This is a genomic window from Photobacterium alginatilyticum, assembly GCF_009910675.1.
Classification (GTDB): Bacteria; Pseudomonadota; Gammaproteobacteria; order Enterobacterales; family Vibrionaceae; genus Photobacterium; species Photobacterium alginatilyticum.
The window spans coordinates 44,013-58,453 of sequence record NZ_RSEJ01000030.1; the positions used below are offsets into that span (position 1 = coordinate 44,013).

The 14,441-nt window shown below is 48.5% G+C and carries 14 protein-coding genes; 3 read left to right on the top strand and 11 right to left on the bottom strand.

All coding sequences use genetic code 11. From position 1 onward, the window contains the following. Positions 1–20 precede the first annotated feature (20 nt). The 3 genes from EIZ48_RS23005 to EIZ48_RS23015 form a co-directional block, all read right to left on the bottom strand. Entirely contained in the window at positions 21–710 is a 690-nt protein-coding gene (locus EIZ48_RS23005) for a hypothetical protein (RefSeq protein ID WP_160656857.1), read from the bottom strand. 310 nt (positions 711–1,020) lie between these two features. Continuing rightward, a complete protein-coding gene (locus tag EIZ48_RS23010; protein ID WP_160656860.1) occupies positions 1,021–2,244 on the bottom strand; it encodes an HlyD family secretion protein in 1,224 nt (407 codons plus the stop codon). After that, positions 2,237–2,632, bottom strand: coding sequence for an MFS transporter (locus tag EIZ48_RS23015; RefSeq protein ID WP_240153069.1), 396 nt, complete (start codon positions 2,630–2,632; stop codon positions 2,237–2,239). The genes EIZ48_RS23010 and EIZ48_RS23015 overlap by 8 nt, the downstream gene beginning before the upstream one ends. A 161-nt stretch (positions 2,633–2,793) precedes the next feature. On the opposite strand from EIZ48_RS23015, the gene EIZ48_RS23020 reads away from it, so the two are divergent. Next, positions 2,794–3,822 carry an AraC family transcriptional regulator gene (locus EIZ48_RS23020; RefSeq protein WP_160656863.1) on the top strand — a complete coding sequence of 343 codons (1,029 nt, stop codon included), beginning with the start codon at positions 2,794–2,796 and terminating at the stop codon, positions 3,820–3,822. A 21-nt stretch (positions 3,823–3,843) separates the two neighbouring features. On the opposite strand, the gene EIZ48_RS23025 is transcribed toward EIZ48_RS23020, so the two are convergent. Both EIZ48_RS23025 and EIZ48_RS23030 read right to left on the bottom strand, forming a co-directional pair. Beyond that, entirely contained in the window at positions 3,844–4,326 is a 483-nt protein-coding gene (locus EIZ48_RS23025; RefSeq protein WP_160656866.1) for a hypothetical protein, read from the bottom strand. 129 nt (positions 4,327–4,455) lie between these two features. Then, complete coding sequence (locus EIZ48_RS23030) at positions 4,456–4,815, bottom strand: hypothetical protein (protein ID WP_338046943.1); 360 nt, start codon at positions 4,813–4,815, stop codon at positions 4,456–4,458. Positions 4,816–5,112: 297 nt separating this feature from the next. Between EIZ48_RS23030 and EIZ48_RS23035 the strand changes: the two genes are divergently transcribed. Beyond that, positions 5,113–6,156, top strand: a complete 1,044-nt coding sequence (locus tag EIZ48_RS23035) for a GMP reductase (RefSeq protein WP_160656869.1) — start codon at positions 5,113–5,115, stop codon at positions 6,154–6,156. 1,190 nt (positions 6,157–7,346) lie between these two features. On the opposite strand, the gene EIZ48_RS23040 is transcribed toward EIZ48_RS23035, so the two are convergent. After that, positions 7,347–7,484 (bottom strand): hypothetical protein, encoded by a 138-nt coding sequence (locus EIZ48_RS23040; protein ID WP_160656871.1) that lies wholly within the window; start codon positions 7,482–7,484, stop codon positions 7,347–7,349. Between the two features lie 362 nt (positions 7,485–7,846). On the opposite strand from EIZ48_RS23040, the gene EIZ48_RS23045 reads away from it, so the two are divergent. Beyond that, entirely contained in the window at positions 7,847–9,217 is a 1,371-nt protein-coding gene (locus EIZ48_RS23045; RefSeq protein ID WP_160656874.1) for an alanine/glycine:cation symporter family protein, read from the top strand. Positions 9,218–9,321: 104 nt separating this feature from the next. Here EIZ48_RS23045 and dsbD read toward each other — a convergent pair whose 3' ends face one another. From dsbD to EIZ48_RS23070, 5 genes are all read right to left on the bottom strand, one after another. Next, on the bottom strand, positions 9,322–11,148 hold the full coding sequence (gene dsbD, locus EIZ48_RS23050; protein WP_160656877.1) for a protein-disulfide reductase DsbD: 1,827 nt from the start codon (positions 11,146–11,148) through the stop codon (positions 9,322–9,324). Further along, the gene (locus EIZ48_RS23055) at positions 11,145–12,026 is read right to left on the bottom strand and encodes an FAD:protein FMN transferase (RefSeq protein ID WP_160656880.1); all 882 of its coding nucleotides are present in this window, start codon (positions 12,024–12,026) and stop codon (positions 11,145–11,147) included. The genes dsbD and EIZ48_RS23055 overlap by 4 nt, the downstream gene beginning before the upstream one ends. After that, a complete protein-coding gene (locus tag EIZ48_RS23060; protein WP_160656884.1) occupies positions 12,016–13,242 on the bottom strand; it encodes a DUF3570 domain-containing protein in 1,227 nt (408 codons plus the stop codon). Before EIZ48_RS23060 ends, EIZ48_RS23055 begins: the two co-directional genes overlap by 11 nt. Positions 13,243–13,260: 18 nt before the next feature. Beyond that, a complete protein-coding gene (locus tag EIZ48_RS30720) occupies positions 13,261–13,752 on the bottom strand; it encodes a DUF4266 domain-containing protein (RefSeq protein WP_439126593.1) in 492 nt (163 codons plus the stop codon). 188 nt (positions 13,753–13,940) lie between these two features. After that, positions 13,941–14,405: a TlpA family protein disulfide reductase gene (locus EIZ48_RS23070; protein WP_160656887.1), complete on the bottom strand. Its 465-nt coding sequence runs from the start codon at positions 14,403–14,405 to the stop codon at positions 13,941–13,943. Between the last annotated feature and the right edge of the window lie 36 nt (positions 14,406–14,441).

Here is a 14,441-nt window from a genome sequence, read left to right on the forward strand (position 1 = left end):
CAGGCTTGCTTGAGACTGGCTCAGTCGTCGATGCCGGTGCCAGTGCCGACAAACGGGTAAGACACGGTAACCGTGATTTGCTCCGCTGAGACCGACATAATCACCGTCCGGTCATACTTTTTCTGCTCGTCAGTTGAGTCCCCGGCCGTTAACCACTGCTCAATATCCTGCTCCCCCTGGCGATAGGCACGGTTGAACGCCCCCTTGTCGAGAAACAGATATTCTCTTGGTACCGTAAAATCGTAACGGTTAGCCAGAACGAACATCTGCTCGTCCAACGTCTGCCGGTCGAGGAGCTGTATACCCGCCAGTACATCGAGGGTTTCATCGTTTACATTCAGGTGCGCAAATACCAGGCCTTTTCGCCTTAGCCCCGCAAGCACAGTATTGTAACTGGCTGCATTCAGCGGCGTGGTGTATTCCACAGAGAGCGCTTTTTGCTCTGCCATAAAGACGGCCAGCAACTCTTCGTCAACATCAAATACCTTTAGCTGATCAAAGCAATAAGCCAATTTACCACTATACAAATCAGAGCAATCAAATGCGCCGGGCAAGGAGCGGATATCCTCCGCCTTGTCGTTCAGATAAAAATCATCAAGCAAGCGCAAACCAGACGCACTGGCAGCCAGCGGCAAGGCCAAAACGGGCAACAGTAAAGCTAAAGAGCAAAATAAACGTTTAGCAGGAAGGCAGAAAGATACAGAAGACACGTTAAGCTCCATAAAAAAGATGCAGCCTAGTTGTACTCCTTGATGCGTAAGACATCAATACAGAATAAGAAGATCGATAGAGAAAAACACCGGCGGAAAAATTGGCAAAAAAAAGCTGTAACCCCAAGCCTCAAGGAGTTACAGCGAACTACAGTCAGCATTAACGTAGTAAAAGTTCGGGCAGTATGACTACCACCCGGAGCGGTTAATGTACATTTATTCTGGTTAACATCTGTTTATTGTTATCGTTTTTGGTTATCGCCCTGTGGTTAGGGCGCTTTGGTTAGAAGACTTTGATAAAGACATGCCGTTACATCGACCAGATAAAGAATATCTGTGACTTCATTCGGATTATGATCCCGCGGATCACATCAAGAAAAGCCAGGAATGGAATTGGTTTTTCTGCACTGATCCAGGCCAGGCCTACCGAGCCGACCGGTATGTCATAGCCGTCATGTTCATCCAGCTTGAGCCTGACAAAATGATGCTTGTTCATGGCATTTTGTCCGGTTGTCTGGCGGATGTTGTCGTCACGGGCCAGCAGGCTGCCTTGGGCTTCGCCAGTGGCTTCAATGATGCCTTCTACTTCCGCGTTAAACACCTTGCCCGGATAGACTGCCGAGGTAAATTCGGCCCGCTGCCCGACTTTTACATTGCGGATCGCCTGGTGGTTCACCCGCATCAGGACATACTTCTCGTTGGTATACATCTGGATCCGAGGCATAAGACCGACATACTGACCTTCACGCATAATAAAGTTAGTCAGGTACCCGTCAGTAGGTGCATATACCTTGGTCTGATCCAAATTCCATTGTGCCTGGGCAACATTTTCCTGCTCGCTATCGACATCAACCTGACGGCTGCTGACAGTCAGCTCTGACTTCTCGAGTGCTAGCTGGGCCTTATTGGCGGACAACTTGGCTTTTTCCAACTGAGACTGCAGAGTCACTTCTTGTGCAATCGCCATTTGTACAGCAGTACGCTGCTCATCTAGCTGAGTTTCAGTAATGGTATGCTTAACCACCTTGTTTTGCTCAAGGTAGCGTCTCAGCGTCGTTTGCTTGAGCTTCAAATCTTCCTGTGTCGCTATCAGCTGATTTTTAGAGATTTCAATATCTTTCAACGCTGCGCTATAGGACTCATGGGCAATAAGGACATCTTCCCTGGCAATCGAAAGGGATACTTTGGCAGAGTTCAGTAATGACTCGGCCTTATCCAGGGCAATTTGGTACGGCTCGTCATCCAGCGAATAAATCAGCTGGCCTTCGGACACCTTCTCATTGGGGCGGACGTAAATCTCATCAACGTGCCCTTTGATCTTGGTTGAGGCCGGTCTCAGCTGAATATGCGGCGACTGCACCAGCGATCCACCGGACATATCCATCGGCGCGAAGGTGATCAACCCTACCCAGACAAACAATAACCACCCTGCACCACCTAGATAAGAAAACGCCTTGGTAAATTTATTCCACGGCATACCGACCATACGAAGCAGATAGATAAACAACGACCATACGGCTAATCCCTCAAGCATGCTCGGCCTCCTTGTCATTGTGATCCGCTACAACCGAGTCGGATGATGGCTCTTGTGTGTGTTTTTCATGCTGATAAGAACCAGTACTTTCTTCATCATTGCCTTTCCAGATATCGCGGATACGACGAAGTGCCTGCTCGCCATCGACAAAGGCGATAAAGACGGCAATGACCCACACCCAATGCCAGACGAACCCTATCCAGGTCAGTGCTGTTATCAACCCTATTTGATGGTGTTCCTTGGTGTGGGCTTTTTGAATTGGCAGCTCATGGATTCGCCAGAATCCATAACCTGCTGCCGCAATCGTCCCTATTAAAACGACTGCGGCCACAATATGTAATGCTGTGTCGACACCGCTATCGACAAAAGGCATGCTTACGAGGCTCATGTAAGACATCTCCGATATTAAAGTTGATATTGTTATGTTTTTTTGTTGTGTGGAGTGTGCCCAATAATGTGAACTGCGTACTTTTTATGGACAGAAGACATCACATAGCATCTATATTTGCGATATTCTATCCACACCCTATCTTCATCAAGCCCAAACTCATGAATCAAGCATCGGCAGCACTGGATATTTCCTTTATCCGTTCGGCATTCCTGCAACCGGTCTCTGCCGGCATAACCGCCCGCTACGGACTCACGCCTGAAGGGCTGGGGATCCCACCGCAGATTTTGGCGGAACCAATGACGCTCGTTCCCTTTATCGATGTGCAGCGCTGGCTGGAACAGATTGAGCAAAAGAGTGGCGATCCTGCCTATATGATAGAGATAGCCACCTACCTGAAGTTCGACAACATGGGCTATTTTGGTGACTGGTTTTTATCGAGTCCCGATTTGGCGCTCGCCTTCAGGCGTATCAACTACGGGACATCCTGCCTGCAATCGGGTACCAGCTTTCACGGCGAGCAATCAGGCAGGCTTATCAAGTGGTGTTATGACAACCACTTTTCAGAAGGCCGAAGCCGGCTCCACGACAGCATTCGCATTGCCGTGATGTATACCAATACGCTAAAACATTTCATGGGCGATGATTATCGGCCAAAACATGTCGAGATCAGCGGCCCGCCATGCGGAAATGGAAGAGTAGAAGCCTATTTTGGGTGTGACGTTACATGGAATGCGGCAGTGACAAAGGTTTGGCTTGATATCACCATGCTGGAACACGGCAGTGCTCACCCTTTCAGCACATCACGCCCGATGCTGGTCTCCAACCTGCAGCTTGATGAGTTTCTGAACATGCCGCAACCCCATGATACCGCCAAGGTCATGTACGAGATGGTTAGCTACGCCTGCCACTACGGTTACCCAAGCCTGGACTTTATTGCCGAACGTTATCGGGTAAGCCGGCAGCAACTCCAGCGCCGGTTCAATGCCTTCGGCTGGAGCTTTACCAATGTCACCAACTACGTACTGTGCAATCTTGCAATAAAGTACATGCTCAAAGATATGTCTAATGCGGAGATTGCCAGGGAGCTGGGCTATAAAAATGTGCAAAGCTTTAGCAAGGCATTTCAGCGCCAGCGCGGGGTCACGCCGACGCAATACAGGGACAGGCTACTGGAGCGCAGCCAGTAACAGCTACGCCGATGGCAGCGGCTATACGACTCCCTGCCGCTTGCACTGCATCTGAAAGTGTTTGTTCGGCGTAATGTGGTACCACATATCAAACAAGGCTTCATTGTCGCCTTGCAATATCGGCTTAAAGAAAATGCGGTAGCCGGTTAAATCGCGACGAGCAGCATAGTCAAAAGGGTTACTGTTGTTGGGATCGGTAATGATCTCCCGGCTTAGCTTAACGGGTTTCAGCATATAATCGGCATCGTTGACGACATAGCGATAATCGATAAACAGGTTGAACTCCAGTTGGGTCTGCTGCTCTTCCTGATACCTGACCCACTCTTGTGATGTCATCGTACCATCGGACTTGAAATCGTAAGTCACCCAACTTTGTTCCTGAGGCCTTTCATTTTGCGGCGTACACTGCCACTTGCCCTGGATAGCCGGTAACGACGATGCGGTGGCAATGCTCGGAAGCAAGGCGCCTGCCACCAATAGTAATCTGCGGATCCAATGATTCATCTGTCTCTCCGGTTATCACTGCATACCTAACAACAATAACTTAACAATCAGGGACTGCCAATAACCAGATAAAAATCAGGCATAAAAAAAGGAGCGTCAATTCGCTCCTTTTTTTGAATAACCCGGCAGTTATGCTGTTTTCTTATCGTTCTGTAAACTTTTTGCTGTAACTTGCGCCAATATTGCGGAAATAGGGACAATTGGCCCCATCATATTGATCCGCATCGGCGATCCTCCGGTGCCATAATGCAAATCAGCCGCATCGACGCTCGAATAGTTATATTTATAGTTAAACTTATCGGTCGCAACATGCAACAAATCGAACTCTTTCCGGTGACATGAAATGTATGCACGCCAATACATCGCATCCAGCACCTCTCCGGGATTCTCTGCCCGGATAATGAAGCGCCAACTCCCATCCTCACCATAGAAGTCGAGCGGAAACGTATTTTTTATTTTTCTTTTGCTTAACAAGGTCAACCTATCCACTTAGCCAGCAAGACAATGGGATTATGCAATGATTATGGAAGAATGGAAGAGATATGCGAAGAATTCAGGAAAATTTGACAATTCTTAGGCTTTTTCAACCTAATATCTTTGTGAGGATACCACAAAAAAAATAACATTATTAGACTTGTTAATTAACTTTCTCGGCCTATAATGCTGAAAACCGGAGCGTCTGCCAACGCTCCGGTTTTTTTGTGCCTGCTCTTCGGTGATCTACCTGCTATCTGCCAATAGCAAGAAAGCCAAAGGGCAAAATTCGATAAGATTAAGGAAATACCAATGCGTATCGAACAAGACTTGAAGTTAGGTTTTAAAGATGTACTGTTTCGTCCAAAACGTTCAACCCTAAAAAGCCGTTCTCAAGTTGAATTAACCCGCGATTTTACATTCAAGCATAGCGGTCGTCAATGGTCAGGTGTACCTATTATTGCAGCTAATATGGATTCCGTTGGTAGCTTCGAAATGGCCGCTTCGCTGGCCAAGCACGGCGTAATGACAGCCGTTCACAAACACTACACCGTGGCTGACTGGGCTGAGTTCATCAAGCGCAGCGACGCCAGCGTACTGAACAATGTCATGGTATCTACCGGTACCTCAGACGCTGACTTCCAGAAGACCAAAGACATCATGGCGATGACCGACGAGCTGATCTTTATCTGCATCGATATCGCCAACGGTTACTCGGAGCACCTGGTTGAGTACGTTGAAAGAGTACGTGCAGAGTTCCCAGACAAAGTCATCAGCGCCGGTAACGTTGTTACCGGAGATATGGTGGAAGAGCTGATCCTGGCTGGTGCCGACATTGTTAAAGTAGGTATCGGCCCGGGCTCGGTATGTACCACTCGCGTCAAAACGGGCGTTGGCTACCCGCAGTTATCTGCCATCATCGAGTGTGCTGATGCCGCGCACGGCCTGGGTGGTCGTATTATCGGTGACGGCGGTTGTGCCTGTGCCGGTGACGTAGCCAAAGCCTTCGGTGGCGGCGCAGACTTCGTTATGTTGGGCGGTATGCTGGCCGGCCACGAAGAAAGCAACGGTGAAGTCATCGAAAAAGACGGCAAGATGTTCATGAAATTCTACGGCATGTCATCTCAGAGCGCGATGGACAAGCACTCCGGCGGTGTTGCCAAGTACCGTGCTGCCGAGGGAAAAACCATACTATTGCCATACCGCGGCCCGGTTGAAAATACCATCCAGGACATCATGGGCGGTGTGCGCTCAACCTGCACCTACGTTGGCGCAGCGCAGCTTAAAGAGCTAACCAAGCGTACTACCTTCATCCGCGTGCAAGAGCAAGAGAACAACGTGTTCGGTAAAGAGTAAGCATTGGATACTTGAATACCTAGAGGCCACTTTCGAGTGGCCTTTTTTGTGGCTTTTTGTGTCTGTGTACAGCAGCCAGACGTTTGAAATGCGAGAGAATATCGAGCTACGACAAATTGCACAGAAAAAATGTACAACAAAAAAGTCCTAGTTTCTCAAAGAGCGCCTATACTCACTAATGAACATTGAACACCACCTCTCTTTCAAGGCACTTGTGCCTATTTTTGGTGATAACGAAAGTTCCTCTAGGCTTCGTTATCACCATTTTTTATTTTTAGTGCTCGGGTTAGGCGCGCAACGAAATAGCCACCCATAAAGAGGTAGATTGTAATAACGAGCAATGAGAAAAACACGGCTTAACGCTAGATAAAGCTACTCATATATGCGCATATTCTTTGAAAGAATAATTAATAATTAAATCAATACGAATTTGGAACCGGCATCAATTAATGTGCGGGTTGTTTATTCAATTATTGATAGCAAACAATATAAAGTAGATTTTTATTTGACACTAACGGTCAAATAAATGGCTCAAATAAAAGCTGCTTTCATTGTTGCGATAACACTTCAAATTAACTATTAAGGAAGAGTCATTATTGATTAATTAGATTTACGTCCGTGTTTATTTTAAAAATGCGAGCAAAATAACAGAAATTTACGTAATGGTAATGATTCTTATTAAACACCCCTTAGGTACAATACTCAACTCCTTGTTATGTTGAGTATCTATCATACTATCCGTGTAGGTACTTTTTCTTGTAGCTAGATGCTATGGCAAAGAAAAGGATTGGTAGAGCGGGCAAGCACACGCCCCAGGCAAATATCAGCTCATTGCTTTCAAGTATAAAATAACTGCTTATGACATGAACAAGAACCAGCATTGCAACAATAAACCAGTGAACTCTTGGGTACGTTTTAGAAAATACCGCATACTGCCTAATCATCAACACCTCTTATCTAATCGAGAACTTGCTAATACAATTAATTATTTAAACCTTAATTAAAATCTGGATTTAGTATTAACAAACTAATCAGACTCAATCAAATCCCAAAAGACAAAAGTTAGAGCTATATAAAACCCCTGAACCATTTCCTTCACTGATATACAGTCAAATAGCCCGTTAATTAAAAAGACCGTGATACACGGCCCAAAAATATAAAAAAGTGTTCTCGATTGTAATAAGGCTCTGTTATAGCCGTTCAGTCGTAGAAATTGACCTTTCAGTGGCTTTTTTAGCCAGCATTTCATTGATCAGCTTCGCGGCCATATGCTCCACTTTATACTGCCTGGTCAGTCGCTGCTTGTTCTTCCTGCTCCAATGACGCATAACCCATTCCTTACTCTCCGTTTGCTTCAAAATCTTCACTAGAGGATTACGTCCACCCGCTTTCCTCTAGCCTTGGCACTGCCTATGCCCAATATGGAAGATCACAAAAGGAAAGCGTTGGACGTCACTATTAAGTGTACTCACTCCCTAGTTTGCGATCATGATTTTTCCGTTTCATTTTGGTTTCATGCCAGTAACAGAGCTTATAACCGGACTAAGCCACTCACTACCGCCATATACCGCGAATCAACCAAACTCTTAAGAGAGCAACTGCACCGCATTTCACGCTAATGATGTTTGTATTTATTACAAACAGCACCTATGTTTTTGCATATATTATAAAAACTTGAAGAGCATACCCTATGGAGTCTTTAGCCAGCCTTATCTCTGCAATAAACAGCCTGGTATGGGGTGTCCCCATGCTAGTGATGATACTCGGTGTCGGCATTTTCCTGACTGTCGGCCTGAAATTCATGCCTATTGTCAAACTGGGTTCCGGTTTTAAACTGCTGTGGTCAGGCCGTATCCCGGAGAAAGATGACGATAGCAAGGGTGAAATCAGCCCGTTCAATGCGCTAATGACCTCCCTTTCAGCCACCATAGGTACTGGTAACATAGCCGGTGTGGCAACGGCGATTTTTCTCGGCGGACCGGGCGCGCTGTTCTGGATGTGGTGTACGGCGCTTGTCGGGATGGCAACGAAGTTTGCAGAAGCCGTATGCGCTGTCCAATACCGTGAAACCGATGAAGACGGCAACCATGTCGGCGGCCCGATGTACTACATCAAAAACGGACTGAGCCGCAAATGGGCATGGCTAGGTACGGCCTTTGCCATTTTTGGCTCAATAGCTGGCTTTGGTATCGGTAATACCGTCCAGTCAAACTCCGTTGCTGCAGCAGTCGATGCTAACTTCGGTATTCCTCCTATGGTATCGGGCCTGGCCATGATGATCCTGGTTGGGCTTGTACTCATGGGAGGGATAAAGCGTATTGCGGATGTCGCCGGTAAGTTGGTTCCGTTAATGGCTGCCTTCTATATTGCTTCTGGCTTGCTAATACTGGGCATGAACGCCTCTGAGATCCCGGCCGCATTTAGCCTAATCGTCAGCAGCGCATTTACACCCGTTGCCGCTCAAGGGGGATTTGCCGGAGCAGCAGTTTGGGCCGCCATCCGATTTGGTGTGGCCCGAGGGATCTTTTCCAATGAAGCCGGTCTGGGAAGTGCACCGATTGCCCACGCAGCGGCGCAAACAAAGAACCCTGTCGCACAGGGGCTCGTGGCAATGCTGGGAACATTTATCGATACCATTGTGGTATGTAGTATCACCGGCCTCTCGATTGTGGTCTCGGGTGCCTGGCTTACCGGCGAAACGGGGGCAGCACTGACCTCGGCAGCATTTGCCTCCTCACTACCGGGGCTTGGCAATTATATCGTCGCTATAGCACTCTCAATCTTTGCCTTTACGACGATTCTGGGCTGGAGCTTCTACAGCGAAAAATGTATCCAGTACCTATTTGGCGTAAAGGCAATTATTCCTTTCCGCGTACTGTGGATCATCGCGGTACCTATTGGTGCCACCAGCTCTCTCGAGTTCATCTGGTTACTGGCCGATACATTGAATGCCATGATGGCAATCCCTAACTTGATCGCCCTGCTGCTGCTTAGCCCTGTCGTGTTTAAGCTGACCAAGGAGTATTTCGCCAGGGAGAAAGCCAGAGCCAAACAGAGCTAATCGAATCTATAAAACAAAGAAGCAACAACAAACAAGCCTAGCCACAATGTAATGTGACTAGGCTTGTTTTCGTTTATAGCACTCAAGGACAGTTATTTTGGTATTTAGCTCTGTTGGCCGAGTTTGGCTATGTGAGCCAGGAACTGCTGTTTATCAAGCTCGCCAATCACTCTGAGTGATTTGATCTCGTTACCTTGACTATCGAAGAACAGGATTCCCGGCGGGCCGAATAAGTCTCTGGCAGATAACCATGCAGCCTGCTCGTCGGTATTGGCTGTCACATCAAACTTCAGGCTATTAAAGCTCACCATCTTCGCCATCACTTCACTGTCTTGAAAGACATTCTTGTCCATGACTTTACATGACGCGCACCAGTCAGCATACAGATCGACCATGGTGACAGATTGCCGAGGGTCCAAATTCTCTATGCCGCGTTCCAGTTCTGCCACTGCTGTGACTTTAGTGAACAGACTTGCAGGAGCCGCTTGAGATGCCGGAACACCTCGACTTAATGAGCCTAGCGGATCAAGCGGGTCATCCGCTCCAGTCAGCATACCCACCAGCAGGATCACGCCATATACCAACGAGATAAAGGACAGAGACTTAGTGGTTCGCTGCCAGCCACTTTGCGCCGCTTCCAGCGCCCCAAAGTGAATCGCGCTACCAATCAGTAGCAATGCCCAAAGTCCAAGCGTTGCCCAAGGAGCTACGAAACGACTCACCAGCAAAATAGCTACCGCCAGCAGCATGACACCGAAACACTGCTTCACCTTGACCATCCACGGTCCGCTTCTTGGCAGGAACTTTCCGCCCGAGGTACCAATTACCACCAGAGGCACGCCCATACCAAGCGCCAGCGTAAACAGAGTCGCTCCGCCGAGGACCCAGTCCTGCGTCGTAGACACGTACAGGAGTGCGCCTGCCAGCGGTGCCGAAATACACGGCGATACCACCAGCGCAGACACGGCCCCCATAACAAATACGGTGATCACCTTACCGCCAGTCAATCTCTGAGACTGACTGTTAAGCGCAACCTGAATACGCGAAGGCAGCTGCAGCTCGTAAAAACCGAACATCGACAGGGCGAGCAACACGAATAAGGCTGCAAACAAGGTCAGTACCCAGGTCTGCTGCATTGCAACCTGTAAGTTAAGGCCCTGCCCCAACGTCGCAGTCAGGGCACCCGCCGAGGCATAGCTTGTCGCCATCCCCAGCACATACGCCAGCGAGATACGAAAGCCTTTCCAGCCCGTCATCCCTTCACCCTGACCACCAATAATACTGGACAGGATCGGGATCATCGGCAGTACACAAGGCGTTAATGACAGACCCAGCCCCAGAAGGAAAAACAGGCCCAGCGCCTGTAGCAGGCTGGCATTTTTCAATAACTCAGAAAGCCCCTGAGTATCGCTTGCCAATGAGGAGTCCAGTGATACTGGAGAAGGTTTTGACGGCTCAACAGATTGAGCCGCTGCCAAATCAAGCTTCTTCGTCTGAGGCAGGTAACACAAGCCATCATCAGCACAGCCCTGAAACCGGATTTTGGCTTCCCCCTGCCCCGTATATGGCACGGTGATGGTCAGCGGGCGATGATACACTTTTACATCGCCAAAATTGGGATCCTGTTTTTGCTCGGCGGCAATTGAGTAGCGAGGCTCTCCCACTACCAGCGAATCGCTATTGGCCTTAAACGAAAAGCGTTTATGGTAAAGATAGTAGCCCTCTGCCGTATCGAAGGTTACCTGCAATGCCCTTCCATCAGCACCAGTGTCAGCATCAGAGACTAGCTGATATGAAAAAGGAAAAGCCTGCTCGACGGGCAGGAAGGATTTCTCTTCGCCAGCCTGCACGGCGAAACTCATGCACAAGGCAAATACTATTCCCGCAAACAAACGAAAAGCTTGCGGACTCAATTGGAAAATATGCGTCATTGATTTAGAAATTCTATGTCTTGGTGAACGGTAAGCTGGTCATCGACCAATGCGAAGCCCACTGATTCCGGCACTGATATTCTTGGGTCAATCGTCAGCGAAGTACTGAAAATACCGGCCTGAAGGGCAGTTTCAGCCACCACAGTCGATGACAGAACGCGACGGTATGTTCCTTGCTCAGAAAGAATATGTGATGTTTCCTGATCACTGAACTGATAGCGTCGGGCATAGTGCGCCGAGGTTGTCAGGGCCTGCTCCCGCAACGGTAGTGCGAAAATAGGCTGTGACGGATCTTTGGGATTGAGCACGGCCACAACAAAGTCACTGCCATCAGGCTTTCCGCCTGATACGCGAATATCACCACCGAAGTTGATCAGTACACCGCTCGCATTATGCTTAGTCGCGATGTCGATAGCCTGATCAACAGCTACTTCCTTTATCACCCCGCCCAGATCGATACGGGTTTGTGAACAGGCAAAGTTAAGCTTGCTCTCTTCCAGGCTCCAGGATGATAGTCCCATATAAGGTTGGGCAAATTGGTAGGCCTCTTCCCGGCTTACTGAACCACCTGTTTGCTGGAAGGCTTTTACAGTTCCGATCGTGATATCGAAAATGCCATTGGTCGCGATGCTGTGTTCGCGGACCTTAGTGAGCACCGACAACGTCTCGTCATCAATTTCAACACTATCTGCCTTTCGCTGATTAATCTGAGCTGACAGCACTGAACCTGAATCATAGAAGTTAAACTTACTTTCCAAACGGCGGGTATTGGCTTCAATGGCCTGTGCGATTTGCGCCGGTTCCGGCGCAAAAATCATCACTTCACAGGGTACTGTCATCGCCATAAAACGGTGACTAAAAGGCTGGTTAGTACTCATAGGTTGCACCCAGTACCCACCAGCGGCTTTCATAGCCATTACTCTGCTCGTAATAGGCGGCAAGTGCATTTAGGCGCCACTGCGAAGAGACTTTGAGGCTTAGGCCAAGCTCATAGGCATTGGCATTGAAATCGCCCAAGCGAAGATCCGAGGTCGCATAACCCGTGGCCGCAAACGTTGGATCCTTCTCGGACGGATCACGGTAGAAGTCAGCACCTTGCTGGTTATACCAAAAGTATCCCGGTGCCAAGGTCAGCCACTCAGTGATCGTGATATTCATCTTGCCGCCGATCTGATGGGAGCTGACTCCCCAGTCATCAACGAAAAACTTATAACGCGGGCGCACAACAATGCGCGAATTGACATTATAAAATGCCTGCACGTTTAACCCGCCGGAAAGCCGGGTATCCGGGCGGGAGTCCTGACCAAGAAAGACTTCATCATCACCAATCTGACCGTCACCGTTAATATCAACCTCTCGCAATACCGTCAGGTAATGATTGCTCAGATAACCGCTTCGATAGCCTGAATACAGGGTAAAGGTGGTGTAAAAGTTCGGCGTAAAGACCTGAGATAGCCCCGCTTCAAAGCTACCGGTAAAGATATCTTCCCATTCCTGTGTATTGCTAAAATTGCTGTACTCCTGAAAGGCAAGCGTTTTATCAAACAGAACAGAGCCGCCTAATGTGTAGGAACGGTTTTTCCGGCTATCGGCATAGAAAAGCACCTGGGCATTGGTGCCGATGCTTTCATAGTCTTCTTCCGTTGAGAAGTTAGCACCGAATGTCCACTCGTTACGCTTGCTGTCTCGGTAGGTCAGGCTTGCTGCTGCGGATTTACGCTTATCTTCCAGCTCAAAAGGCTGAATCGCATAGGCATCCCGATAAGGATCATAGCCGGCCCGAATGACTTCGGTTGTTGCTGCCTGCGCCGCTTCCGTCCGGCGATTACGCTCGATCAAGTCCTCGTTCCCGGCACTCGGTGTAGTCGGCCCCCAGGCCGGAGAAGCGCCGGAAACTGAGTCATAACCAACTTCGCCATTCAGGGTCCAGTCCAGACCGAAATTCTTCTCGAATGAGACTATGTTATCGGCAGCCTTGACTTTATCGCCATACTCTTCGAAATTCATGTGATGGACCGAAATATGGTCAGCGGCCGCTGCTGAGCCTGCCATCGCAACAGTCCCAAGCAGCGTCAAAGGTAATTTATTCTTCATTGTTTTTCTTGCTTATTATTAGTTACAGCCACAACCACCGCCGCCGACACCATTGCCGCCGACAGATCCCTGCTTGTATGAAAATACTTTTTCTGAAAACACATCAAACTCAGGCACCACACCACCGGGTTTCATTTCTTTTTTCGCCAGTGTGCCTTTTTGCCATGGCTTAACCGGTTTAATACCCAGCCAGTCATCAATAAATGACAACAGCGACTCATCCTCTTCTTTCGCATTGGATTTAGCTGATGCCTTGACGATCGGCGCAATTTTCTTGGGTTGCGGTTTAGTTGCCGCAACCGTTGGCTCGGCTTTGACAACCGGTAATACTGTTTTAGGCTTTGGTTTGCTCGCCACCACAACTTGTTCAACAGGCGGCTTTGGTTTAGCTACCGGTGAAGTTACCTTAGCTTTAGGGGCAGGTGTAGGTTTAGCTTTCGACGTAGACTTTGGTATAGATTTCGGCGTAGCAGCCGCTACTACAGGCTTGGCCGCAGGTTCTAACGTCAACGTATTCGCTGATGGTTTCACCAGCTCAATATTCCGGCGCAGTCCGACGCCATATTCCTGGCTGCTATATACCGTCGATGACACCGACTCAGACTGTTGATACAAAGAAGATTCAGCATCGGCCGCATGAACATTCATGCAGGCCATTGCGGCGGTTCCTATCGCCAATACGTAACAGGATTGCTTGATCATAGCGCCAGCCCTAGTTCCTTAAGATCATCCATGATGACCTGACCGATATGGTTGATAGCACCATATCGAACCTTCAACACCTTGCCTTGATACACGTAGTAAAGTGCAGGCATGCCGATAGGCTGGAAATCTTCCACCAGGGTTTGCTCAGGATCGTTAACGACAGGAAATATTAGCCCTAGCTCCTGCTGAAAAGCCTTAGCCACTTCGACATCTTCATCGACATCGACGCCCAATACCGCCACCTGGCTGGCATCAAGCTGCTGAGCCAGTTGGTTCACTTCAGGAAGCTCTTCACGACATGACACACACCACTCGGCAAAGAAATCGATAATCGTCACGGCTTCCGGGTTTAGCCCTAATTGTTGTTGAGCAAACGGCGACAGCGAATCGCCTTGCTGGTAGGCCTGAGCATTTGCCGAAAGCAAGATTGCCAAGGCAACCAACCATTTTTTAAACATAAACACCTCTGAAAAAGCAATTGATTGGTATTTTTA

Coding starts and splice junctions, on each gene's coding strand:
- EIZ48_RS23070 (WP_160656887.1), bottom strand. CDS start 14,405: ATGTTTAAAAAATGGTTGGTTGCCTTGGCAATCTTGCTTTCGGCAAAT.
- EIZ48_RS23060 (WP_160656884.1), bottom strand. CDS start 13,242: ATGAAGAATAAATTACCTTTGACGCTGCTTGGGACTGTTGCGATGGCA.
- EIZ48_RS23040 (WP_160656871.1), bottom strand. CDS start 7,484: ATGCGTCATTGGAGCAGGAAGAACAAGCAGCGACTGACCAGGCAGTAT.
- EIZ48_RS23055 (WP_160656880.1), bottom strand. CDS start 12,026: ATGAGTACTAACCAGCCTTTTAGTCACCGTTTTATGGCGATGACAGTA.
- EIZ48_RS23035 (WP_160656869.1), top strand. CDS start 5,113: ATGCGTATCGAACAAGACTTGAAGTTAGGTTTTAAAGATGTACTGTTT.
- EIZ48_RS23010 (WP_160656860.1), bottom strand. CDS start 2,244: ATGCTTGAGGGATTAGCCGTATGGTCGTTGTTTATCTATCTGCTTCGT.
- EIZ48_RS23020 (WP_160656863.1), top strand. CDS start 2,794: ATGAATCAAGCATCGGCAGCACTGGATATTTCCTTTATCCGTTCGGCA.
- dsbD (WP_160656877.1), bottom strand. CDS start 11,148: ATGACGCATATTTTCCAATTGAGTCCGCAAGCTTTTCGTTTGTTTGCG.
- EIZ48_RS23015 (WP_240153069.1), bottom strand. CDS start 2,632: ATGAGCCTCGTAAGCATGCCTTTTGTCGATAGCGGTGTCGACACAGCA.
- EIZ48_RS23045 (WP_160656874.1), top strand. CDS start 7,847: ATGGAGTCTTTAGCCAGCCTTATCTCTGCAATAAACAGCCTGGTATGG.
- EIZ48_RS23025 (WP_160656866.1), bottom strand. CDS start 4,326: ATGAATCATTGGATCCGCAGATTACTATTGGTGGCAGGCGCCTTGCTT.